Source organism: Halolactibacillus miurensis (genome assembly GCF_900116255.1).
Classification (GTDB): domain Bacteria; phylum Bacillota; class Bacilli; order Bacillales; family Amphibacillaceae; genus Halolactibacillus; species Halolactibacillus miurensis.
Genome location: NZ_FPAI01000017.1, coordinates 20,430 through 42,418, shown reverse-complemented (window position 1 = coordinate 42,418; position 21,989 = coordinate 20,430). Strand labels below are relative to the sequence as shown.

Annotated in this window: 23 protein-coding genes and 1 other annotated feature; all 23 genes read right to left on the bottom strand. The window is 41.1% G+C overall.

Translation table 11 applies throughout. From position 1 onward, the window contains the following. Positions 1-11 precede the first annotated feature (11 nt). Positions 12-305 (bottom strand): 50S ribosomal protein L23, encoded by a 294-nt coding sequence (gene rplW / locus BM390_RS10570; protein ID WP_062321767.1) that lies wholly within the window; start codon positions 303-305, stop codon positions 12-14. Further along, a complete protein-coding gene (rplD, locus tag BM390_RS10565; RefSeq protein ID WP_062321764.1) occupies positions 305-928 on the bottom strand; it encodes a 50S ribosomal protein L4 in 624 nt (207 codons plus the stop codon). The genes rplW and rplD overlap by 1 nt, the downstream gene beginning before the upstream one ends. A 21-nt stretch (positions 929-949) precedes the next feature. Then, positions 950-1,585 carry a 50S ribosomal protein L3 gene (rplC, locus tag BM390_RS10560; protein ID WP_062321762.1) on the bottom strand — a complete coding sequence of 212 codons (636 nt, stop codon included), beginning with the start codon at positions 1,583-1,585 and terminating at the stop codon, positions 950-952. Positions 1,586-1,613: 28 nt separating this feature from the next. After that, on the bottom strand, positions 1,614-1,922 hold the full coding sequence (gene rpsJ, locus BM390_RS10555) for a 30S ribosomal protein S10 (RefSeq protein WP_062321760.1): 309 nt from the start codon (positions 1,920-1,922) through the stop codon (positions 1,614-1,616). 509 nt (positions 1,923-2,431) lie between these two features. Then, entirely contained in the window at positions 2,432-3,622 is a 1,191-nt protein-coding gene (gene tuf / locus BM390_RS10550) for an elongation factor Tu (protein ID WP_062321758.1), read from the bottom strand. 116 nt (positions 3,623-3,738) lie between these two features. Beyond that, positions 3,739-5,817, bottom strand: coding sequence for an elongation factor G (gene fusA / locus BM390_RS10545; RefSeq protein WP_089854718.1), 2,079 nt, complete (start codon positions 5,815-5,817; stop codon positions 3,739-3,741). An 88-nt stretch (positions 5,818-5,905) separates the two neighbouring features. After that, positions 5,906-6,376, bottom strand: coding sequence for a 30S ribosomal protein S7 (gene rpsG, locus BM390_RS10540; RefSeq protein ID WP_062321755.1), 471 nt, complete (start codon positions 6,374-6,376; stop codon positions 5,906-5,908). 45 nt (positions 6,377-6,421) lie between these two features. Next, positions 6,422-6,841: a 30S ribosomal protein S12 gene (gene rpsL / locus BM390_RS10535; protein ID WP_062321752.1), complete on the bottom strand. Its 420-nt coding sequence runs from the start codon at positions 6,839-6,841 to the stop codon at positions 6,422-6,424. 109 nt (positions 6,842-6,950) lie between these two features. Continuing rightward, positions 6,951-7,202 carry a 50S ribosomal protein L7ae-like protein gene (locus BM390_RS10530; protein ID WP_062321750.1) on the bottom strand — a complete coding sequence of 84 codons (252 nt, stop codon included), beginning with the start codon at positions 7,200-7,202 and terminating at the stop codon, positions 6,951-6,953. A gap of 156 nt (positions 7,203-7,358) precedes the next feature. Further along, positions 7,359-10,976, bottom strand: a complete 3,618-nt coding sequence (rpoC, locus tag BM390_RS10525) for a DNA-directed RNA polymerase subunit beta' (protein ID WP_089854714.1) — start codon at positions 10,974-10,976, stop codon at positions 7,359-7,361. 71 nt (positions 10,977-11,047) lie between these two features. Then, on the bottom strand, positions 11,048-14,584 hold the full coding sequence (gene rpoB, locus BM390_RS10520) for a DNA-directed RNA polymerase subunit beta (protein WP_062321748.1): 3,537 nt from the start codon (positions 14,582-14,584) through the stop codon (positions 11,048-11,050). Positions 14,585-15,051: 467 nt separating this feature from the next. Further along, the gene (locus BM390_RS10515; protein WP_089854711.1) at positions 15,052-15,651 is read right to left on the bottom strand and encodes a class I SAM-dependent methyltransferase; all 600 of its coding nucleotides are present in this window, start codon (positions 15,649-15,651) and stop codon (positions 15,052-15,054) included. A 127-nt stretch (positions 15,652-15,778) separates the two neighbouring features. Then, positions 15,779-16,141 carry a 50S ribosomal protein L7/L12 gene (gene rplL / locus BM390_RS10510; protein WP_062321746.1) on the bottom strand — a complete coding sequence of 121 codons (363 nt, stop codon included), beginning with the start codon at positions 16,139-16,141 and terminating at the stop codon, positions 15,779-15,781. A gap of 59 nt (positions 16,142-16,200) precedes the next feature. Next, positions 16,201-16,701 carry a 50S ribosomal protein L10 gene (gene rplJ, locus BM390_RS10505; protein WP_062321744.1) on the bottom strand — a complete coding sequence of 167 codons (501 nt, stop codon included), beginning with the start codon at positions 16,699-16,701 and terminating at the stop codon, positions 16,201-16,203. Positions 16,702-16,752: 51 nt separating this feature from the next. Further along, positions 16,753-16,901, bottom strand: a sequence feature (ribosomal protein L10 leader region). A gap of 40 nt (positions 16,902-16,941) precedes the next feature. Further along, positions 16,942-17,637 carry a 50S ribosomal protein L1 gene (gene rplA, locus BM390_RS10500; protein WP_089854708.1) on the bottom strand — a complete coding sequence of 232 codons (696 nt, stop codon included), beginning with the start codon at positions 17,635-17,637 and terminating at the stop codon, positions 16,942-16,944. Between the two features lie 176 nt (positions 17,638-17,813). Further along, the gene (rplK, locus tag BM390_RS10495; RefSeq protein ID WP_062321740.1) at positions 17,814-18,239 is read right to left on the bottom strand and encodes a 50S ribosomal protein L11; all 426 of its coding nucleotides are present in this window, start codon (positions 18,237-18,239) and stop codon (positions 17,814-17,816) included. 164 nt (positions 18,240-18,403) lie between these two features. Then, entirely contained in the window at positions 18,404-18,940 is a 537-nt protein-coding gene (nusG, locus tag BM390_RS10490) for a transcription termination/antitermination protein NusG (protein WP_062321738.1), read from the bottom strand. A 191-nt stretch (positions 18,941-19,131) separates the two neighbouring features. Further along, positions 19,132-19,311, bottom strand: coding sequence for a preprotein translocase subunit SecE (secE, locus tag BM390_RS10485; RefSeq protein ID WP_177220708.1), 180 nt, complete (start codon positions 19,309-19,311; stop codon positions 19,132-19,134). Between the two features lie 45 nt (positions 19,312-19,356). After that, complete coding sequence (gene rpmG / locus BM390_RS10480) at positions 19,357-19,503, bottom strand: 50S ribosomal protein L33 (protein WP_082394497.1); 147 nt, start codon at positions 19,501-19,503, stop codon at positions 19,357-19,359. Positions 19,504-19,593: 90 nt separating this feature from the next. Further along, a complete protein-coding gene (sigH, locus tag BM390_RS10475) occupies positions 19,594-20,253 on the bottom strand; it encodes an RNA polymerase sporulation sigma factor SigH (protein WP_256212423.1) in 660 nt (219 codons plus the stop codon). 74 nt (positions 20,254-20,327) lie between these two features. Beyond that, positions 20,328-20,837 (bottom strand): NYN domain-containing protein, encoded by a 510-nt coding sequence (locus BM390_RS10470; protein WP_062321737.1) that lies wholly within the window; start codon positions 20,835-20,837, stop codon positions 20,328-20,330. Further along, a complete protein-coding gene (gene rlmB / locus BM390_RS10465) occupies positions 20,837-21,583 on the bottom strand; it encodes a 23S rRNA (guanosine(2251)-2'-O)-methyltransferase RlmB (protein WP_062321735.1) in 747 nt (248 codons plus the stop codon). The genes BM390_RS10470 and rlmB overlap by 1 nt, the downstream gene beginning before the upstream one ends. After that, positions 21,580-21,987 carry a Mini-ribonuclease 3 gene (locus BM390_RS10460; RefSeq protein WP_089854702.1) on the bottom strand — a complete coding sequence of 136 codons (408 nt, stop codon included), beginning with the start codon at positions 21,985-21,987 and terminating at the stop codon, positions 21,580-21,582. Before BM390_RS10460 ends, rlmB begins: the two co-directional genes overlap by 4 nt. Between the last annotated feature and the right edge of the window lie 2 nt (positions 21,988-21,989).

The following is a 21,989-nucleotide window of genomic DNA, read 5'->3' as shown; positions in this document are numbered from 1 at the left end:
ACTAATTGAAATTATTCTACTGATTCAAAGAAATCTAGTTCTTTGCTGTCTTCAGATAATTGAACCACAGCTTTTTTACGATTTGGACGGTAACCTCCGTGGCGACCCATGCGCTTGAATTTACCTTTAATGTTAGAAGTATTAATTTTAACAACCTTCACGCCAAAGATTTCTTCAACAGCATCTTTGATTTGATTTTTGTTAGCTTTTGTACTTACTTCAAAAGTATATTTCTTATCAACCATTTGGTCGGCAGAGTGTTCCGTAATAATCGGGCGCTTAATAATATCTCGTGCATCTCTCATTATGCAAGCACCTCCCCTGCTTTTTCCGCTGCATCTTTAGTGATGATCAGCTTGTCATGTGTAAGTAAATCAAGAACATTAAGACCACTTACAGTTAATACCTTAGCATTTGGTAAGTTATTAGCACTCTTAGCTACAACGTCATCTTTATCAGCTGTAACGATTAATACTTTTTCACTTACGTTTAATGCGTCTAGTACCTTTACAACTTCTTTTGTTTTAGGTGCATCAAATGCTAAACCTTCTAAAACAACAAGACTGTTTTCATTTACTTTTGATGAAAGTGCTGATTGAAGTGCTAATCGGCGAACTTTCTTCGGTAATTTATAGCCATAGCTGCGTGGTGTTGGGCCAAATACGACGCCACCGCCAACCCATTGTGGTGAACGGATTGAACCTTGACGGGCACGACCTGTACCTTTTTGACGCCATGGTTTACGACCTCCGCCTGCTACTGCTGAACGATTTTTAACAGCGTGTGTACCTTGACGACGTGATGCTTGTTGCATAACGACCGCATCGTGTAACACATGCTCGTTTGGCTCAATACCAAACACGCTATCGTTTAATTCTACATCCCCTACTTGCGAACCGCTTTGGTTATATAGTGCTACTTTAGGCATGACATATCCTCCCTTCGGTTATTATTTGCTAGCCTTTATTGCACTCGTAATTTTCACGAATGATTTTTTAGGTCCAGGAACGTTACCTTTTACTAATAGAAGATTACGCTCTGCATCTACTTTTACTACTTCAAGGTTTTGAAGAGTTGTTACAACGCTACCCATGTGTCCAGGTAATTTTTTACCCTTCATAACACGCGCAGGCTCTGCAGCTGCTCCCATTGAACCTGGTGCTCTGTGGAAATGTGAGCCGTGCCCCATTGGTCCACGTTGTTGATTGTGGCGCTTAATCGCACCTTGGAAACCTTTACCTTTTGATGTACCTGTTACATCAATAATATCTCCAGCTTGGAATGCCTCTACGTTGATTTCTTGACCTACTTCATACTCATCAAGATTCACGTTACGGAATTCACGAATGAAGCGCTTAGGAGTAGTGCTCGCTTTTGCAGCATGTCCTGTCGCTGGCTTGTTTGCATTAACCGGTTTTTGGTCTGCAAACCCAACTTGAATCGCTTCATAGCCGTCGTTTTCTAAAGTTCTTTTTTGCAATACCACGTTAGGTTCTGCTTGAACTACTGTTACTGGAATTAATTCGCCATCTTCACTAAAGATCTGTGTCATGCCGACTTTACGACCTAAGATTCCTTTCGTCATCCGTTACACCTCCTATAAATTGTATAAATTATAATTTGATTTCGATATCCACACCAGACGGTAAGTCTAAACGCATAAGCGCATCCACTGTTTGTGGTGTTGGATTAACAATATCAATTAAACGTTTGTGCGTACGCATCTCGAATTGCTCGCGAGAATCTTTGTACTTGTGCACCGCACGTAAAATTGTATACACTGATCTTTCTGTTGGTAACGGGATTGGACCCGATACACCAGCACCTGAACGCTTAGCAGTGCTTACGATTTTTTCAGCTGACTGATCAAGAATACGGTGATCATAAGCTTTTAAACGAATTCTGATTTTCTCATTTGCCATTATTTTCCCTCCTTTTCGCCCATTTTAATAATAGACATTCTCCGCGGAAATTTCTAAGCTACCTTACCCATGGCAAAGGGGCCGGGTGTGCCAACAACCTTCCACATCATCGCCTTTAATGACCAACATTGTTCATTATATAGAATAACAACCCCGATTGCAAGGGAAAACAACAAAAATATCAACTTTTTTTCATAGTTTTTTTAGCGGGCGCTTTCATTGACACATCACCGTTTCAAAGGCACCCACGTCAAATTTCAAATGAGCCATTTTCATTGTTTCTTCGCTAGTATTCTATTTCTTTTTGCACTGTGTTCTAGCCCATTATTATAGTGCTTGATTTTTATGAATATAACCATCTTATCTTTCTCTGCTTTAATCGTCTATCCCTAGATCTATATAATAGAAGCAATGCGATGAGCAACACCCACTCTACCTGACGTAAAACTTCCCAAATAAAAAAAGGCAGCACCGAAGTGCTACCTTTTCTTTATGAAAGTAAGTAAAACTTACTTAGTGATTGTTGCTACAACACCAGCGCCTACAGTACGGCCACCCTCACGGATAGAGAACTTAGTACCTTCTTCAATAGCGATTGGTGAGATTAATTCTACAGTCATTTCTACGTTGTCACCAGGCATAACCATTTCAACGCCTTCAGGAAGACGGATTATACCAGTTACGTCAGTTGTACGGAAGTAGAACTGTGGACGGTAGTTATCGAAGAATGGCGTATGACGTCCACCTTCTTCTTTTGATAATACATAAACTTCCGCTTGGAAAGTTGTATGTGGAGTGATTGTACCTGGCTTAGCAAGTACTTGACCACGGTTGATGTCTTCACGAGCAACACCACGTAGTAACGCACCAATGTTGTCACCAGCTTCAGCATAATCAAGAAGCTTACGGAACATCTCAACACCTGTTACAGTAGTTTTAGATGGCTCTTCAGCAAGACCGATGATTTCGATTTCGTCACCAACTTTAACTACACCACGCTCAACACGTCCTGTAGCTACAGTACCACGACCAGTGATTGAGAATACGTCCTCAACTGGCATCATGAATGGCTTTTCAACGTCACGGTCTGGACGAGGGATATACTCATCAACAGCATCCATTAGTTCATAAATAGCATTTACATATTGCTCTTCGCCTTCAAGTGCTTTAAGAGCTGAACCTTTGATGACTGGTACATCATCACCTGGGAAGTCATACTCAGATAATAGGTCACGAACTTCCATTTCTACTAATTCAAGAAGTTCTTCGTCGTCTACCATGTCACATTTGTTTAAGAATACAACAATAGCAGGTACACCTACTTGACGAGAAAGTAAGATGTGCTCACGAGTTTGTGGCATTGGACCATCAGCAGCAGATACTACTAAGATCGCACCATCCATTTGTGCAGCACCAGTGATCATGTTTTTAACATAGTCAGCGTGTCCTGGGCAGTCTACGTGTGCATAGTGACGCGTATCAGTTTCGTACTCAACGTGTGCAGTTGAGATTGTGATCCCACGTTCACGTTCTTCTGGCGCACCATCGATTTGGTCGTAAGCCATTGCTGTACCGAAACCAGATTTGTTGTGTAATACAGTAGAGATTGCTGCAGTTAAAGTTGTTTTACCATGGTCAACGTGTCCGATTGTACCAACGTTAACGTGGTCTTTTGAGCGGTCAAATTTTTCTTTACCCATTATATAATTCCTCCTAAAAATAAATTGTTTTTATTATTTACTTGTATTGTTCGCTTCATTACCTTAGTAATGAAGCTTACAATACAAGTTATACTTTAAATTGCGAAAAAAATCAATTATTGTCCAGTATTTTTCTTGATGATTTCTTCAGAAATACTCTTAGGTACTTCTTCGTAATGATCAAATGTCATCGTGTAAGTACCACGACCTTGTGTGTTTGAACGTAATGCAGTCGCATAACCGAACATTTCTGATAATGGAACATAGGCGCGAACAACTTGTGCTGTACCACGTGCTTCCATACCATCCACACGTCCACGGCGTGATGTTACATCACCCATGATATCACCCATGTATTCTTCAGGAATAACGATTTCAACACTCATCATTGGCTCAAGAATAACAGGATTACATTTGTTTTTCGCGTTCTTAAGCGCCATAGAAGCCGCTACTTTAAACGCTGTTTCGTTAGAGTCGACATCGTGGTAAGAACCATCGTAAAGTGTCGCTTTAACGTCGATCAATGGATAACCAGCTAAAACACCGTTTTCCAATGACTCTTTAATACCTGACTCAACAGCTGGTACGTATTCACGAGGAACGACACCACCAACGATGTTGTTAACGAATTCGAATCCAGCACCTTCTTCGTTTGGCTCAAACTTAACCCAAACGTGACCATACTGTCCACGACCACCTGATTGGCGGACGAACTTACCTTCAACTTCCGCAGATCCACGGAATGTTTCACGGTAAGATACTTGAGGAGCACCAACGTTAGCTTCAACTTTAAATTCACGTCTCATACGATCAACAATGATATCAAGGTGTAATTCACCCATACCAGAGATGATTGTTTGTCCCGTTTCAATGTTTGTTTCTGTTCTGAATGTTGGATCCTCTTCAGCTAATTTACCTAATGCAATTGACATTTTGTCTTGGTCTGCTTTAGATTTTGGTTCAATAGCTACAGAAATAACCGGTTCTGGGAATTCCATTGATTCTAAGATAACAAGTTCCTTCTCATCACATAGAGTATCGCCAGTACTTGTATCTTTTAAACCTACCGCACCAGCAATATCGCCAGCGTATACTTCTGAAATTTCTTCACGTGAGTTAGCGTGCATTTGTAGGATACGACCTACACGTTCACGTTTACCTTTAGAAGAGTTTTGTACATAAGAACCAGCCTTTAATGTACCAGAGTATACACGGAAGAAAGTAAGTTTACCTACGAATGGATCTGTCGCAACTTTAAACGCTAAAGCTGAGAACGGTTCTGAATCATCCGCATGACGTTGAATGGCTTCATCAGTTTCAGGAACAATCCCTTCGATTGCTTCGATGTCAAGTGGTGATGGCAAGTAATCTACTACACCATCAATCATTAATTGAACACCTTTATTCTTGAAGGCAGAACCTACGAAGACTGGGTAGAACTCAACAGAAAGCGTCGCTTTACGAATCGCTGCTTTGATTTCATCTTCAGTAAACTCTTCACCTTCAAGATAACGCATCATCATATCTTCATCTAATTCAGCAACAGCTTCAATTAGACCTTGACGAAGTTCTTCTGCTTGATCTTTAAGATCTTCAGGAATTTCTTTTGCTTCTGCACGGGTACCTAAATCATCTTCATAGAAGTAGGCTTCCATAGAAACAAGGTCAATAATTCCGTTAAAATCATCTTCAGCACCAATTGGATATTGAACTGGGTGCGCATTCGCCCCAAGACGGTCTTTTAATGTACCGACTGAGTATAGGAAGTCTGCACCTGTTTTATCCATTTTGTTGATGAATACAATACGAGGTACCCCGTATGTAGTCGCTTGGCGCCAAACTGTTTCAGTTTGTGGTTCTACACCTGATTGAGCATCAAGTACAGTTACCGCACCATCAAGTACACGAAGTGAACGTTCTACCTCTACAGTGAAGTCCACGTGTCCTGGTGTATCGATAATGTTAATTCGGTGACCTTTCCACTGAGCAGTTGTTGCAGCAGAGGTAATAGTGATACCACGCTCTTGCTCTTGTTCCATCCAGTCCATTTGTGAAGCACCTTCGTGCGTTTCACCAATTTTGTGGATACGACCTGTGTAGAATAAAATACGCTCAGTAGTTGTTGTTTTACCGGCATCGATGTGAGCCATGATTCCGATATTACGCGTATTCTCCAAGGAGAATTCTCTAGGCATATGTGTTTCTCCTTCCTTTATTTCAATCTAGTTTATTATTAACAAGTGAACCTAAGCTGGTTTGTTCATAGGAACAAACCAAATCAGATTACCAACGATAGTGAGCAAATGCTTTATTCGCTTCAGCCATTTTATGCATGTCTTCACGTTTCTTAACTGCTGCACCAGTGTTGTTAGATGCATCAAGAATTTCGTTTGCTAGGCGTTCTTCCATTGTTTTTTCTCCGCGTAAGCGAGAGTAGTTCACAATGTAACGAAGACCTAAAGCTTGACGACGCTCTGGACGTACTTCAACTGGTACTTGGTAGTTAGAACCACCAACACGGCGAGCACGTACTTCAAGTACAGGCATAACATTTTTCATTGCTTGTTCGAATACTTCAATCGCAGGTTGACCGCTACGTTCTTGAACAAGATCGAATGCTGAATAAAGAATTTTTTGTGACTTACCTCTTTTACCGTCAACCATCATTTGGTTGATTAAACGAGTAACAAGTTTAGAGTTGTGTAACGGATCAGGTAAGACATCACGTTTAGCTACAGGACCTTTACGTGGCATAGTCTAACCTCCTTTCATCTATTTATAGTTATTATTAAACATTCATTACTTTTTCTCTTTTGGACGCTTCGTACCGTATTTAGAACGACCTTGCATACGTCCATCAACACCAGCAGTATCTAATGCACCACGAACGATATGGTAGCGCACACCAGGTAAATCTTTTACACGTCCCCCACGGATAAGAACAACACTGTGCTCTTGTAGGTTGTGACCAATACCAGGGATATATGCTGTAACTTCAATACCGTTAGTTAAACGAACACGCGCATACTTACGTAGGGCCGAGTTCGGTTTCTTAGGCGTTAATGTACCTACACGTGTACAAACACCGCGCTTTTGTGGAGATGATTGGTTAGTCAGTGACTTTTTGAAACTGTTATAACCTTTATTCAAAGCTGGTGAGTCAGATTTTTTAGACTTAGACACACGACCTTTACGGACTAATTGATTAATAGTTGGCATAACTTTTTTCCTCCTCTCATTACTTTTTGTAATACCACACATCCAGGTGGTTCATTTATAAGCAAAAAACAAAGTTTTCATGAATTAACACCGTTAATTCACCAAAACTCTATTGCTTTATCGCTACGGCTGCTGTTCCTACTTCAATTCCGCAAGCTTTCCCAAGTTTAATCTTAGAGTCCACCATTGTATACGGAATATCCATTTTTTCTACTAGCTGTAGAAGTTTCTCAATCATGAACGGATCAACATCCGATGCAATGATCACTTCTTCTACGTGCCCGCTCTTAATCGCTTTAATTGTTTGTTTTGTACCAACAACTAATTGATTTTTAGCTTGGGTAACTTTTTCATAAGACATTTACATATCCTCCAAAGCCATGAAGGTAACAGAAGCACCTTGAATATAGTACCACGTATGAAAAGTAATTGTCAACTCAAAATATAAAAGTTCGACAACTATTTTCATCAGCGCGTAGCACGAATTCAAGGGCCCTTCGTTTTACCTTAATACCATTTATTCAATCGTTTCTTTCGCTTCTGTTTCTTCTTCTACTACATTCACTACCGGTATTTCTGTCTGCGCTTGGATCTTGCGGTAACGTTGCATCCCTGTACCTGCAGGCACAAGCTTACCGATGATGACATTCTCTTTAAGGCCGAGTAATTCATCGCGTTTTCCTTTGATTGCTGCATCCGTTAATACCCGTGTTGTTTCTTGGAATGATGCGGCAGATAAGAATGAGTCAGTTTCAAGTGAAGCTTTTGTAATACCGAGTAAGACTGGGCGTCCAACAGCTGGCTCATCACCATTCATTAACGCTTTCTTATTCGCATCTTTAAATTGGTGAATTTCAAGTAAGGCACCTGGTAAAACATCTGTATTACCAGACTCTGTGACACGTACTTTACGCAACATTTGACGTACCATGACCTCAACGTGCTTGTCGCCAATTTCCACCCCTTGCATACGGTATACTTTTTGCACCTCTTTAAGGAGATACGACTGAACACCGTCTACACCTTGGAACTTCAGTAACTCTTTTGGATCAATTGAACCTTCTGTGAGAGCTTCACCAGAAACAACCTCATCCCCAATTTCCACCTTCACGCGCGCACCGTAAGGAACGGTATACGTACGTGGTTCAATGATACCTTGAACAACAATTTCTTGTTTATCTTTTACTTCAGTAATATCTGTCACTGTACCTTCGATTTCACTGATGAGCGCTTGACCTTTCGGATTACGCGCTTCAAAGATCTCTTGGATACGCGGTAAACCTTGTGTGATATCACTACCCGCTACACCACCGGTGTGGAATGTACGCATTGTTAACTGTGTACCAGGCTCACCAATTGATTGAGCGGCGATAATACCAACAGCTTCCCCAACTTCAACCTCTTGACCCGTCGCAAGGTTACGTCCGTAACACTTCTTACACGCACCATGTTTCGTGTTACATGTAAAGACTGTACGAATAAGGACTTCGTCGATACCAGCTTCGTCGATAAGACGGGCAGTATCCTCATTAATGACCTCATTCTTCTCAATCATTACCGCACCTGTTTCAGGATGTTTCACCGTCTCAAATGCTGTACGACCAATTAAACGGTCAATTAATGGCTCGATAATCTCGGTTCCTTCAGTAATCGCCTGCACCGGAAGACCACGGTCAGTGTGACAATCATCTTCACGGATAATGACATCTTGAGCAACATCAACGAGACGACGGGTTAAGTAACCAGAGTCGGCTGTCTTCAGGGCGGTATCGGCAAGACCTTTACGCGCACCGTGAGTTGAAATAAAGTATTCTAAGACCGTTAAACCTTCACGGAAACTGGACTTAATCGGTAACTCGATAATACGACCAGCCGGGTTGGCCATCAGACCACGCATACCAGCAAGTTGCGTAAAGTTCGATGCGTTACCACGGGCACCAGAGTCACTCATCATAAAGATTGGGTTACGGTGGCTAAGTGATTTCATCAATTTCTCTTGAATAACATCTTTCGCTTGTGACCAGATAGAAATAACGCGTTCATAGCGTTCATCTTCTGTGATCAGACCACGACGGAATTGTTTCATAACTTTATCTACTTTCGTTTGTGCTTCTTCAAGGATTTCTTTCTTCTCTTCAAGTACAACGATGTCAGCAACACCTACAGTGATACCGGCTTTTGTAGAGTATTTGAAACCTAAGTCCTTCATACGGTCAAGCATCTTAGATGTTTCACTAATCTTGAATTTCTTAAACACTTCAGCAATGATATCCCCTAAGATCCCTTTCTTAAATGGTAAGATACGTTCACGCTTTTGAATTTCTTCTTTTACATTTGTCCCTTTTGGTACAAAGTAATGCGCAGGCGTTTCTACCTCTAAATTGTGCATCGTCGGTTCATTCATATATGGGAATGATGGTGGTAAGATTGAATTAAAGATTAATTTACCGACTGTCGTTAACAACAATTGGCTATTTTGCTCTTCAGTAAACCTTGGGTTATTGAGTGATGATGCTTGAACGGCAATACGCGTGTGTAAATGAACATAACCATTTTGATACGCAATCATCGCTTCATCCATATCTTTCACGATCAACCCTTCACCAATTGCTCCTTCACGTTCTAAGGTTAAGTAATAGTTACCTAATACCATATCCTGTGATGGTGTAACAACCGGCTTACCATCTTTCGGGTTAAGAATATTTTGTGCTGCTAGCATTAAAATGCGCGCTTCTGCCTGAGCTTCTGCCGATAACGGTACGTGAACAGCCATCTGGTCACCATCAAAGTCAGCGTTATACGCTGTACATACTAATGGGTGCAAACGAATCGCACGCCCCTCAACAAGGGTTGGCTCGAACGCTTGAATACCTAAACGGTGAAGCGTTGGGGCACGGTTTAGGAGTACTGGGTGTTCTCTAATAACATCCTCTAATACTTCCCAAATCTCATCATGCAGGCGTTCAATCTTACGTTTAGCTGATTTAATGTTGTGCGCAAGACCACGCTCAACGAGTTCTCTCATAATAAACGGCTTGAACAATTCAACCGCCATTTCTTTCGGTAAACCACACTGATACATCTTCAAGTTTGGTCCAACAACGATAACCGAACGACCTGAATAGTCGACACGTTTACCTAATAAGTTTTGACGGAAACGCCCTTGCTTACCTTTAAGCATATGGGATAGCGATTTTAACGGACGGTTACCTGGTCCAGTTACTGGACGGCCACGGCGACCATTGTCAATTAAGGCATCCACAGCTTCTTGAAGCATACGCTTCTCATTTTGTACAATAATCGTTGGTGCACCCAAATCTAATAGACGCTTCAAACGATTGTTACGGTTAATCACACGACGATATAAGTCGTTTAAGTCTGATGTCGCAAAACGTCCGCCATCAAGCTGAACCATTGGACGTAGTTCCGGCGGAATGATTGGCAAGACATCTAAAACCATCCATGAAGGATCATTACCAGAATGTCTAAACGCTTCAACGACTTCTAAACGTTTAATCGCACGCGTACGACGTTGACCTTGAGCTGATTTTAACTCTTCACGAAGCATATCTGCTTCTTTGTCTAAGTCTAAATCTTGTAAGATTTTTTTGACCGCTTCTGCGCCCATTTGCGCCTGGAAACTTTGTCCGTACTTATCACGGTACGCACGATATTCTCTTTCAGATAACAATTGTTTCTTTTCAAGTGCTGTATCACCAGCATCTGTCACTATATAAGCCGCAAAGTAAATAACTTCTTCAAGCGCACGCGGTGACATATCAAGGACAAGTCCCATACGACTCGGAATCCCTTTAAAGTACCAAATATGTGATACAGGTGCGGCGAGTTCAATGTGACCCATACGTTCACGACGTACTTTTGCCTTTGTGACTTCTACACCACAACGGTCACAAACAACACCTTTATAACGGACACGTTTGTACTTTCCACAGTGACATTCCCAGTCCTTCGTTGGACCGAAAATTCTCTCACAGAATAAACCATCTTTTTCTGGTTTTAACGTACGATAGTTAATCGTTTCTGGCTTTTTAACTTCCCCAAATGACCATGACCGAATTTTGTCTGGTGATGCCAAACCTATTTTCATAAATTCGAAATTATTTACATCTAGCAAGGGGTCTACCTCCCTTTTAGTATGTGGTAGGCCTAGCGATGGCTAGGCCATTAAACAGTATCTAAACGACCTTACTTTTCTTCAAGTTCTAAATTAAATTGTTCTTGTGAGGTATCGTCCTCATCTTCAATGTCACGCAGTTCGATTTCTTGTTCGTCTGCTGACAACATCTTCACATCCATACCTAAACTCTGTAACTCTTTGATCAATACTTTGAATGATTCAGGGATACCTGGTTCAGGAATGTTTTCGCCCTTAACGATTGCTTCGTATGTTTTCACACGACCAACAACATCATCGGATTTTACTGTTAAAATCTCTTGCAATGTGTAAGCAGCACCATATGCTTCAAGTGCCCATACCTCCATCTCACCAAAACGCTGTCCACCGAACTGCGCTTTACCACCAAGTGGCTGTTGAGTAACAAGTGAATATGGACCGGTTGAACGGGCGTGAAGTTTATCATCAACCATGTGCGCGAGTTTGATCATATACATAACCCCAACAGATACACGGTTATCAAAAGCTTCACCTGAACGTCCATCATAAAGAATGGTTTTCGCATCACGTGACATACCAGCTTCTTCGATCGTCTCCCAGACATCTTCCTCTGTTGCCCCATCAAATACTGGCGTTGCTACATGAATACCGAGTTGACGTGCAGCCATACCCAGGTGTAACTCTAATACTTGTCCGATATTCATACGTGATGGTACCCCTAGTGGGTTAAGCATGATATCAACTGGTGTACCGTCTGGTAAGTAAGGCATATCTTCTTCTGGCAAGATACGTGAGATAACACCTTTGTTACCGTGACGCCCCGCCATCTTATCACCTTCGTGAATCTTACGCTTTTGAACGATGTAGACACGCACCAACTGGTTCACACCTGGTGGTAACTCATCGCCATCTTCACGGTTAAAGATTTTCACATCAAGGACAATACCGCCAGCACCGTGCGGAACACGTAGTGATGTATCACGGACTTCACGTGCTTTTTCACCGAAAATGGCATGGAGAAGGCGTTCCTCTGCTGAAAGTTCCGTCACACCTTTAGGTGTTACTTTACCAACAAGCAAGTCGCCGTCTTCTACTTCAGCCCCAACCCGGATAATCCCGCGTTCATCTAAGTCACGTAAGGCATCTTCACCAACGTTAGGAATATCACGTGTGATTTCTTCAGGTCCAAGCTTCGTATCACGTGCTTCTGATTCATATTCTTCAATATGAATTGACGTATAGACGTCGTCTTTTACAAGGCGCTCACTCATAATGATCGCATCCTCGTAGTTGTAACCATCCCAAGTCATAAACGCAACGAGGACGTTTTGACCTAGAGCTAATTCTCCGTCTTCCATTGAAGGACCATCCGCTAGGATTTCACCTTTTGTGACGCGGTCACCAACACTAACGATTGGACGTTGGTTATAACACGTTCCTTGATTAGAACGAATGAATTTTTGTAATTTATAGCGATCAACATCACCTTTAACTTCTTGTCCATCGACGACTGAAATACGTCTGACACGTACTTCTTTTGCTTCGACGCGTTCAACGATTCCCTCGTAACGCGCAACAACAGCAGCACCTGAGTCTTTACCAGATACGTATTCCATACCTGTACCAACAATAGGTGAGCGTGGTTGAATAAGTGGAACAGCCTGACGCTGCATGTTCGCACCCATAAGCGCACGGTTCGAGTCATCGTTTTCTAAGAACGGAATACATGCTGTCGCCGCAGATACAACCTGCTTAGGTGACACGTCCATGTAATCAATTTTTTCACGTACAACACTCTTGTTTTCACCGCGGAAACGAGAAATAACTTCTTCATCTAAGAAACTTCCATCTTCACCGAGGCGCGCATTCGCCTGAGCAACAACGTAGTTATCTTCTTCATCAGCGGTTAAATAATCATATTCTTCGGTTACTTTACCTGTTTCCGTATCAACACGGCGGTAAGGTGTTTCAATAAAGCCAAACTTGTTTACTTTCGCAAATGATGACAACGAGTTAATCAAGCCGATGTTTGGTCCCTCTGGCGTTTCAATTGGACACATACGCCCGTAGTGAGAGTAGTGAACGTCACGCACTTCAAAACCGGCACGTTCTCTCGTTAAACCACCAGGCCCTAAGGCAGACAAACGACGCTTATGCGTTAATTCAGCTAGTGGATTCGTTTGATCCATGAACTGTGATAACTGCGAGCTACCAAAGAACTCTTTAATTGAGGCAATAACCGGACGGATATTGATCAATTGTTGCGGTGTAATCGCAGATGTATCTTGGATTGACATTCTTTCACGTACTACACGTTCCATCCGTGATAAACCGATACGGAATTGGTTTTGTAAGAGCTCCCCAACATTACGCAGACGACGGTTACCTAAGTGGTCAATATCATCTGTTGAACCGACGGTATGCAAGATATTAAAGAAGTAGTTAATCGCCGCTAGAATATCTGCTGGTGCAATATGTTTCACGTCGTCTGGTACAATCGCATTACCGATGACGTTTAACGTACGCTCTCCTTCTGGGTCGGTTGGGTCAACAATCTTAATTTGTTGCAAGCGCACATCCTGATCAATGACGCCTTCTTCTGGTGTGACATACATATCACCTAAGCGGTCTTCTTCACGCTCAAGTAATGGTAACAATTTATTGAGTAAACGACGATCAATTGTCGCACCTTTTTCAGCGATGATTTCGCCTGTTTCAGGGTCCGCAATTGTTTCGGCTAATGTCTGGTTAAAGAGACGGTTTTTAATGTGTAGTTTCTTGTTCATCTTATAACGACCGACATGCGCTAAGTCATAGCGTTTTGGATCGAAGAAGCGTGATACAAGCAAACTTTTCGCATTCTCTACTGTTGGCGGTTCACCTGGGCGAAGACGCTCATAGATTTCAAGCAAGGCTTTTTCTGTTGTCTCTGTGTTATCTTTTTCTAATGTATTACGTAAATATTCATTATCTCCGATTAAATCAATGATGTCTTGATCTGTGCCGAAGCCTAATGCCCGTAATAGAACAGTAATTGGTAATTTACGTGTACGATCGATACGAACATGTACAACGTCTTTGGCGTCTGTTTCAAACTCAAGCCATGCCCCGCGGTTAGGAATAACCGTTGCACCGTAACCACGTTTACCATTCTTATCAATTTTATCGTGGTAGTATACACTTGGTGAACGAACAAGCTGAGAAACGATAACACGCTCCGCACCGTTAACAATAAATGTACCGGTATCTGTCATGAGTGGGAAATCACCCATAAAGACTTCTTGCTCTTTTACTTCACCTGTCTCGTTATTTAATAATCGGACTTTTACCCGAAGTGGCGCATTATACGTCACATCGCGCTCTTTTGATTCATCGACAGAATACTTTGGTTCACCCAAATTGTAATCGACAAACTCAAGTGATAGATTCCCTTGGAAATCTTCGATTGGAGAAATATCTTTAAACATTTCTCGTAAACCTTCGTCTAAGAACCATTGGTAAGAAGCTGTTTGAATCTCAATTAGATTCGGTAATTCAAGTACCTCATGAATTCGTGCGTAGCTTCTGCGCTGGCGGTGTCGTCCATACTGAACTAGTTGACCTGTCAACTGCTTCACCCCTCAAATCAAGAATAAAAAACAAAAAAGCTTAATCAAGAAAAATTTTGTTAAGCCCTATACCGCAAACTCATCTAACTGTCAACTATTGACTTATAGAATGAAATCGGTATAATTTAAGTCAGATAATACGTTCGGAAAAAACCAGAACGCCTACCCGTTAAATATTTATAGTAAACATCGCTTGCTGACGACTAAAGTCGCAAATCAACAACCGCTGTTTAGCGACGATACAACTAGTAGATTTCTGAGCATATAAAAATAAGGATTAGTTCTTGACTACTTTCATCAATGATGGTTAATCCTTGTCCTCTCTTTAACTCCATATCTACGCTACATATACATCATACACGTCCATTCATGTTCAAAACGATTAACTAAACATGAAAAACGTGCTATTGGCATTTTTCTATATTATCACAATAGGAACCGATAGTCAATTTTTTTGGGCCTATTTATCATTTTTTTACTGCTCGGAGAATATAATAACCTTTATTCTTTAGCACGACCTGAACATCTTGAGAGAATTCTTCAAGCTTTTTCATTGCTGACGGTGCGCCTTGTTTCTTTTGAATGACAACCCACAGCGCGCCACCAGGCAACAAATGATCAAAACTTTCTTCTAACATAAGATGCACCGTTTGTTTTCCTGCTCGAATGGGCGGATTAGTCAAAATGGCCGCAAAGGCTTGATTCACATTTTCAAAACGATCGCTCGAATAAATGTTTACATTATCAACTTGATTCACTCGGGCATTTTCTTTCGCTAAAGCAATCGCACGTTCGTTCACATCAACTAAATGACAGACCCTTGTTCGATCAGCTTTAGCCAAACTCAACCCTATCGGCCCATAGCCACATCCTAAATCAAGATAATCCCCTTCAATTTCCGGCGCCTCGAAAGCATCAATTAAAGTTCTCGAACCAAAATCCACTTCATTTTTCGAAAAAACACCTGTATCACTTGTAAACGTAAACCGGTGACCTTTAAGCATGAATGCCCATGTTTTTGGGTCACTTTTTATTTGAGGATTATGTGTAAAGTATTGTTCTGACACGTGATCACCTACTTTTTTGTGGTTAACTTTAGTTGTAGTAACACTTGGAGGATGGATGGATGATTTAAACGAAAAATAAAAGCCCGCCTATAAAGACGAGCCCTTATTACTTCAGATAGTCAACAGACTATTTTAATTCTACAGATGCGCCTGCTTCTTCAAGTTTAGCTTTCATTTCTTCAGCTTCTTCTTTAGCAACGCCTTCTTTGATAGCGCCAGGAGCGTTATCTACTAAGTCTTTAGCGTCTTTAAGACCAAGACCAGTGATTTCACGTACTGCTTTAACAACTTTAATCTTAGAAGCGCCAGCGCTTTCTAATACTACGTCAAATTCAGTTTTTTCTTCAGCAGCTTCGCCACCTGCAGCACCTGCTACCGCTACTGGAGCAGCTGCAGTTACACCAAATTCTTCTTCAATTGCTTTAACTAAATCGTTTAATTCAAGAACAGTCATTTCTTTGATTGCTTCGATAATTTGTTCGTGAGACATGTTTGTTTCCTCCTAGAATTTTTTTGAGTTTTTTAAGCCCTTATTAGGCTACGACGCTATTAAGCACCTTGTTCTTCTTTTTGCTCGGCAACAGCTTTTGCTGCGTAAGCGAAGTTGCGCATTGGCGCTTGTAGTACGCTGAGTACCATTGAAAGTAGACCTTCGTAACTTGGTAAGTCTGCAAGTTCTTTGATCTGATCAACAGATGCAACATTACCTTGAATGACGCCACCTTTGATCTCCAATGCTTCATGAGTTTTCGCAAAGTTGTTTAATACTTTGGCTGGCGCTACGACATCTTCATTACTGAAGGCGATCGCAGTAGGTCCTACTAGCACTTCATTTAATTCTGAAAGTTCAGCTTCTTCAGCTGCACGACGAGACATTGTGTTTTTGTACACTTTGAATTCCACGCCAGCTTCACGTAGTTGTTTACGTAGTTCAGTAACTTCCGCTACATCAAGACCACGGTAATCAACTAAGATTGTTGATTCACTTTCACGAAGTTTTGTTGCGATTTCAGAAACAACCTGTTTCTTTTTCTCGATAACTTTTGACATTGTTCCACCTCCTACCAGAATTAAACATCATACCGATCCGCGTTCTTTTATTGAAATCAATAAAAAACCTCACGCCGAAAGTAGACGTGAGGGGAAATTGCGTGAATAGATAAGAGAACACCGTTCTCTTTATTCAACACCTCGGCAGGCTAATTAAGCTTACAAGCCCCTGCTGTCTACGGTATAACGTATTATTTTAACCTTATTGATTGTAACGAAACAATTAATAAAAGTCAAGTATTATTTTGCAAAGTTTGATGGGTCGATTTTAACACCAGGGCCCATCGTTGATGTTACAGACACGTTCTTCATGTAGATACCTTTTGAAGATTGTGGCTTAGCTTTAACAATTGTGTTAGCAAGTGCGTTAAAGTTTTCAACAAGTTTCTCTAAATCAAATGACGCTTTACCAATTGGTACGTGTACGTTTGATTGACGATCCACACGGTATTCAACTTTACCTGCTTTAATTTCGTTAACAGCTTTTTCAACATCAAATGTTACTGTACCTGTTTTAGGGTTTGGCATAAGACCTTTAGGTCCTAATACACGACCAAGTTTACCAACTTCAGCCATCATGTCAGGTGTTGCTACGATCACGTCGAAGTCAAACCATCCTTGGTTAATTTTGTTGATAAGATCTTGTTCACCTACGTAATCTGCACCAGCTGCTTCAGCTTCTTTCGCTTTGTCACCTTTAGCAAATACTAAAACAGTTTGTGTTTTACCAGTTCCGTGCGGAAGTACCATCGCACTACGGATTTGTTGGTCAGCTTTCTTAGGATCGACACCTAAGCGGAATGCCGCTTCAACTGTTTCGTCGAAGTTAGCTGTTGCATTTTCTTTAACTAATTTAAGCGCTTCTTCTACATCATACAATTTTGTACGATCCACTAATTCCAAAGCCGCTTGTTGCTTTTTTGATTTTTTAGCCATTTTCATTTCCTCCTTGAATGTGGTTTTAACGGTTAAACCTCCCACTTAAAAAAGCGGACCTTACGCAACATGCGTAAGCACTAGTTGACTATGCCCCTAGCTTATCTGCCTACAAAAAGGTTGCGAAATGACTAACGCCATAAACGCAACCTTCTTCACAAATCATTACACGTATATTAGTCTTCGATAACGATACCCATACTACGTGCAGTACCTTCAACCATACGCATAGCTGCTTCAACATCTGCTGCGTTTAAATCAGGCATTTTTGTTTCAGCGATTTCTTTTACTTGATCGCGCTTCAACGTTGCAACTTTGTTGCGGTTTGGTTCACCTGATGCAGTTTCGATACCCGCTGCTTTCTTAAGCAATACAGCAGCCGGCGGAGTTTTTGTGATGAATGTAAATGAACGGTCTTCAAATACCGTAATTTCTACCGGAATAATCAATCCAGCTTGCTCTTGCGTACGAGCGTTGAATTCTTTACAGAATCCCATGATGTTAACACCTGCTTGACCTAATGCTGGTCCAACTGGTGGTGCTGGGTTTGCTTTGCCCGCTGGAATTTGAAGTTTTACTACTTTGATTACTTTTTTAGCCACGAGACACACCTCCTTAAGTCCGTGATGTGGTCACAGGGTTTGACCCCTCCCACTCAATTTCATATTCTATCTAACCTTATACTCGAGGCATATAAGAACATTAGAATTTTATCATGCTCATCAAAATAATGCAAGGGTCGAGTGAATAAAAATAAATAAAAATCTTAATCCATATGTTTGATTTGTTTGAAATCTAACTCAACCGGCGTTTCACGACCAAAGAGGTCGACAAGCACTTTCGCCTTCTGATGATCCATATCAAGTTCTTGCACAACCGCTTCACGACCTTCAAATGAACCATCGGTCACAGTCACTTGATCACCAATATTAAAATCAATCTCAATGACTGTTTCTTTCATACCCATGCGTTTTAGAATCGTTTCTGCTTCTTCAGGTAGTAATGGTGTCGGCTTTGAGCCTGAACCCGTTGAACCAACAAACCCTGTCACACCTGGTGTGTTTCTAACCACATACCAAGAATCATCCGTCATGATCATTTCAGCTAAGACATAGCCAGGGAAGACTTTTTTCATCGCGACTTTTTTCTTACCATCTTTGACTTCTGTTTCTTCATCTTCAGGTACGAGAATACGGAAAATCTTATCCTCCATGCCCATCGATGCTAAACGTTTTTCTAAGTTTGTCTTAACTTTATTTTCATACCCTGAATACGTATGAACAACATACCACTGTTTCTCCATCTTTTTTCCCTCCTTTTTAGTGTCTGACTTATTCTTTGTTTTATCTTAAACATAGCTACATCACAGTTGATGTCACTTGCCAAGTTTATTTTTCCCCAATTTAAAAAACCCGCATAAAGTGGACGGGTTTTTGACAGGTCAACATACATCTTTCTTAACGACATTACTAGTATAACATAAAAGATCATCTTCTACTCAAAAAATAGATTTAAAATTTGGGTAATACCTAAATCAACAACGACAAAGAATAGTGCGATAAAAGTAACAGTTGCCACAACTGTAATGGTGGAATTCGTTAATTCTTTACGTCTCGGCCAAGATACCTTTTTCATTTCGCGTGAAACATCTTTAAAAAATGATACAATTTTCACTAATGGTTCCTCCAAACTCGGTTGAATTGATCTTCGTACAGCTCGTTACTTCGTTTCACGATGTACGGTGTGTTTATTACACTTTTTGCAGAACTTCTTTAGTTCTAATCGTTCTGCCTCTTGTGTATGTTTATCTGAGTGATAATTTCGACTCAGGCATTCTGTACAAGCGAGTACAATTTTCTTTTTCATCGTGTTCACCCTCTAGTAAGATAGATTACTATCTTACTTAATGTAGCACCTTCATTCTTATGTGTCAACGCTCTCAAGGTAAATTATCAATCATAATAAGACAACAACATCTTCTAGATGACGCTCAAATTTTTTCTTAATCCGCTGCAAGGCGTTATCAATCGCCTTGACGTGACGGTCAAGCAACTCAGAGATTTCTTGATAACTTCGCCCATCTAAATAGAGCATTAATACTTCTCGCTCTAATTCACTCAAAACCGCGCCAAGTTTTTCTTCAACCACTTGATAGCGCTCACGACTAATCAACAATGCTTCAGGGTCAACGGTATCTTGTTGATTAGCAATGACATCAATCAAAGTCCGCTCAGAATCTTCATCAAAGACCGGCTTATCTAACGAGACATATGAATTAAGTGGTCCATGTTTCATTCGCGTAGCAGACTTAATTGCCGTAATAATTTGCCGCGTCACACAGACCTCCGCAAACGCTTTAAACGATGCTTCTTTATCCTGTTTATAATCACGAATTGCTTTATATAAACCTATCATGCCTTCTTGAATGAGATCATCATAATCCGCACCGACAAGAAAATAAGTGCTTGCTTTTGCACGGACAAAACCACGATATTTTCGAATTAAAAAGTCTAAGGCAGTCGAATCACCTTGTTGAACAGCGTCAATTAAACCTACGTCATCCATTTGTTTATAAGCAACTTGCTGACCGTTAAGCGTGTCATGAACCTCGTTCAAAAGATTTCCCTCCTGCAATAAACACATAATAGAAATATTATACAGTAAGCGCTTCCTGTGCGTCAACAACTAGTTTAATCTTTGCCTCGGCGCATTTTTTCTAGCGTCTCCCAAGTCTTGAGATCAATGATAGGATTACGCGACGATTGTTTATTCTGATAGTCTTCCAAATCTTCTAAAATTTCTCGTTGAATATGTCCCACTTCTAACTTCAGCTCACGCGCACTTTTACGGTACGCTCCTTGTTGAAAGATGGTGCGTTGTTCAGCATAATCTGATGTCGCTACATACACTTTCGTCCTAACATTTTTTAATGATTTGACTAATCGTTCGATACATTCATCAGCGGTTTCTTTTTCTCTCGTATAAATCACTTCGACCCCGAATCGATCTTCATTCGAACCTAATCCTTTGACTTCATAAGCGTCAAACACAACAATCACCCGATAACCGCGATACGCTTTATACTCCGCCATCTTTTCAATCAACAATTTTCGCGCTTGATCAAGGTCTTTATCTCTTAGGCGACTGAGTTCATCCCAGTCGCCAATAATGTTATAACCATCAACCAGTAACACATCCATTACGCATCACCTAATAGATTCCTTTTTCTAAACACTTCATACATCAATAAGCTTGCCGCCACTGATGCATTCAGCGATGACACTTTCCCTGTCATCCCTAGTTTAATAGTCCAATCGCACTTTTCTCTGACTAAGCGGCTCATACCTTTCCCTTCGTTACCAATCACTAACGCCAGTGGCATATCACCTTCTAATTCACGGTAGTCTTTATCCGCTTCCGCTTCTGTACCAACAACCCAAACGTTGCGCTCTTTAAGCTCATCAATCGTTTTTGCGATATTTGTTACCCGAACAACCGGCACATACTCAATCGCACCCGCTGATGTTTTAGCGACCGTTGCAGTCAAACCAACAGCGCGGCGTTTAGGAATAATGACCCCATGACAACCAGACGCATCAGCCGTCCGTAAGATTGATCCTAAGTTATGCGGGTCTTCAATCTCATCTAATATCATAAAGAACGGGGCTTCCTCTCGTTCTTCTGCGACCTTGAATAAATCGTCTAATTCGTAATACCGATACGCCGCCACACTTGCGACAATTCCTTGGTGTTGCCCTTCAACAAGTTGATCAAGTTTTTTCTTTGGGACTTTTTTAACTATCACACCCGCTTCTTTAGCTAAACGCATTAATTGCTGGGTTGTTTTTGGATTTAATTGATCTTGAATAAATAATTTATTAATCGACCGGCCACTTTTTAATGCTTCTGTGACAGGGTTCTTTCCGATAATCCATTCATCATTCATGGTGTTTCACTTCCTTTTTCTATATAGTTGATTGCCGCTTCTACTAGCCACATCAATCGGTCATGATTCTCTAAAAAGTAATGATAACCGAGTAACGCTTCGAATGCCGTCGAATAACGGTACGTCATGACATCCGTATTTTTTGGTACCGAGCCAGACTTTGCATTACGCCCTCGTCTGACGACACCTTGTTCATCTTCGTCAAGTAACGATTGGTCAAGCCAATACCGCAAGACTTTCGCCTGTTGTTTTGCCTGAACAAACCTGACGGCTGATTTATGCAACGTGTTAACATTTACTTTGCCTTGACGGAGGAGATAATCACGAACATAGTACTCGTAAACAACATCCCCCATATAGGCAAGGGCTAAACTCTTCATCTGTAAAACATGTATTTTTTCCATTG

Coding starts and splice junctions, on each gene's coding strand:
- BM390_RS10530 (WP_062321750.1), bottom strand. CDS start 7,202: ATGTCTTATGAAAAAGTTACCCAAGCTAAAAATCAATTAGTTGTTGGT.
- rplD (WP_062321764.1), bottom strand. CDS start 928: ATGCCTAAAGTAGCACTATATAACCAAAGCGGTTCGCAAGTAGGGGAT.
- rplW (WP_062321767.1), bottom strand. CDS start 305: ATGAGAGATGCACGAGATATTATTAAGCGCCCGATTATTACGGAACAC.
- tuf (WP_062321758.1), bottom strand. CDS start 3,622: ATGGGTAAAGAAAAATTTGACCGCTCAAAAGACCACGTTAACGTTGGT.
- rpmG (WP_082394497.1), bottom strand. CDS start 19,503: ATGAAAAAGAAAATTGTACTCGCTTGTACAGAATGCCTGAGTCGAAAT.
- BM390_RS10460 (WP_089854702.1), bottom strand. CDS start 21,987: ATGGAAAAAATACATGTTTTACAGATGAAGAGTTTAGCCCTTGCCTAT.
- nusG (WP_062321738.1), bottom strand. CDS start 18,940: ATGGAGAAACAGTGGTATGTTGTTCATACGTATTCAGGGTATGAAAAT.
- rplC (WP_062321762.1), bottom strand. CDS start 1,585: ATGACGAAAGGAATCTTAGGTCGTAAAGTCGGCATGACACAGATCTTT.
- rpsJ (WP_062321760.1), bottom strand. CDS start 1,922: ATGGCAAATGAGAAAATCAGAATTCGTTTAAAAGCTTATGATCACCGT.
- rplA (WP_089854708.1), bottom strand. CDS start 17,637: ATGGCTAAAAAATCAAAAAAGCAACAAGCGGCTTTGGAATTAGTGGAT.
- rlmB (WP_062321735.1), bottom strand. CDS start 21,583: ATGAATGATGAATGGATTATCGGAAAGAACCCTGTCACAGAAGCATTA.
- rpsL (WP_062321752.1), bottom strand. CDS start 6,841: ATGCCAACTATTAATCAATTAGTCCGTAAAGGTCGTGTGTCTAAGTCT.
- rplL (WP_062321746.1), bottom strand. CDS start 16,141: ATGTCTCACGAACAAATTATCGAAGCAATCAAAGAAATGACTGTTCTT.
- rpsG (WP_062321755.1), bottom strand. CDS start 6,376: ATGCCACGTAAAGGTCCTGTAGCTAAACGTGATGTCTTACCTGATCCG.
- rplJ (WP_062321744.1), bottom strand. CDS start 16,701: ATGTCAAAAGTTATCGAGAAAAAGAAACAGGTTGTTTCTGAAATCGCA.
- fusA (WP_089854718.1), bottom strand. CDS start 5,817: ATGCCTAGAGAATTCTCCTTGGAGAATACGCGTAATATCGGAATCATG.
- BM390_RS10470 (WP_062321737.1), bottom strand. CDS start 20,837: ATGGATGTGTTACTGGTTGATGGTTATAACATTATTGGCGACTGGGAT.